2 protein-coding genes are annotated in these 546 nt (G+C 59.5%); both read left to right on the forward strand.

Annotated features, from left to right (window positions below; translation table 11 throughout):
* Positions 1-212: hypothetical protein (locus tag AC1RO3_RS08390; RefSeq protein ID WP_481763989.1), on the forward strand; the 212-nt coding region annotated here is incomplete at its 5' end.
* Between the two features lie 63 nt (positions 213-275).
* Positions 276-546, forward strand: a 271-nt coding sequence (locus AC1RO3_RS08395; protein ID WP_481763990.1) for a hypothetical protein, incomplete at its 3' end; no start/stop codon positions are given.

Below are 546 nucleotides of genomic sequence, written 5' to 3' on the forward strand. Positions count from 1 at the left end.
GTTCCGGGCATTCAACAAGGGTAACAAGAGCGATCATGAAATACGATTGGTTTGTGAGTACACAAAACGCGGCGGGGCCTGTCTCGGGCATCTACTGCACGGACACGGGTAACACCGTGCAGGAATGGCCGGGCGACGACGGCACCATCGCGCAAGCTGAGGCCGAACGGCTCAACGCTGAGCACGTGGCGGCCCGAACGCGCATCGCATAAAGGGCTTGACACGTCGTTTGATAGCGTCCATACTACAGACTCTTACCCACTAAGGACAATGAAATGAGTACGAAACTGGTTTCACTCACGCTCGACATTCCGCATGCACTCGTCTACAGCCTGATGGATCGCGCGCAATACGAGTGTTCCGAATGGGCCGGGGTCACGGCCGAAGAATACGCAGAAGCCGACGAACACGGCTACACGCCCCCGCGCGTGCTGACGGTGGATGAGTACGGCGACGAGGAAAAGCCGCAGAGCACGCGGCGGCTTGCGCTGGACGAGGTTACGGAGGGCATCCGCCGCGTCCTGCTCAACGATATGACGGTGCGCG

The sequence above is a fragment of the Dellaglioa sp. CoH-57-MRSF-19 genome (genome assembly GCF_056781975.1).